This is a genomic window from Prevotella sp. P5-92 (assembly GCF_002251245.1).
GTDB lineage: Bacteria > Bacteroidota > Bacteroidia > Bacteroidales > Bacteroidaceae > Prevotella.
Genome location: NZ_NPJG01000036.1, coordinates 1 through 472 on the forward strand (window position 1 = coordinate 1; position 472 = coordinate 472).

The window sequence follows — 472 nt, forward strand, 5'->3', positions numbered from 1 at the left end:
AACGCTCATCAGCGAACGGACTATCTCGCTGAACTGATATCCGATGATACTGCTGCATCTCTGACCCAGTGTTGAGTCGATAACGGGTGAAAGCATGGAGTCAAATTTCTCCATGATTGAAAAAATTTCTCCATGATTGAAAAAAATCCTCCAAAAGGTGTGAGTTTTTCGAATTTTATTTGTACCTTTGCAGCGCCTTGTTACGATTTTCGCTTGTTTTCTAATTGCAACACTAAGATAAGTGAAAAATCTGACACGGCAAAATCCTAGGCAACTTATTGTTGCTCAGGAACTTATAAATAAAGTTAAATTATAGTGTTGCGGAATTAAGGTTAGATAAATCCAAATTTTATGGTCACTTATTTTGATGCATGTGAGATTCTTGAAATGCTGTCTGAAGCATCTGTAAAGGTGTTTCTGGACGGCGGTTGGGGTGTCGATGCACTTATAGGCAGAGAAACAAGAATACATA

General features: G+C 38.1%; 1 protein-coding gene. It reads left to right on the forward strand.

The genetic code is table 11. From position 1 onward, the window contains the following. Window positions 1–387: 387 nt before the first annotated feature. Window positions 388–472: nucleotidyltransferase domain-containing protein (locus CIK99_RS15990; protein ID WP_371590833.1), on the forward strand; the 85-nt coding region annotated here is incomplete at its 3' end.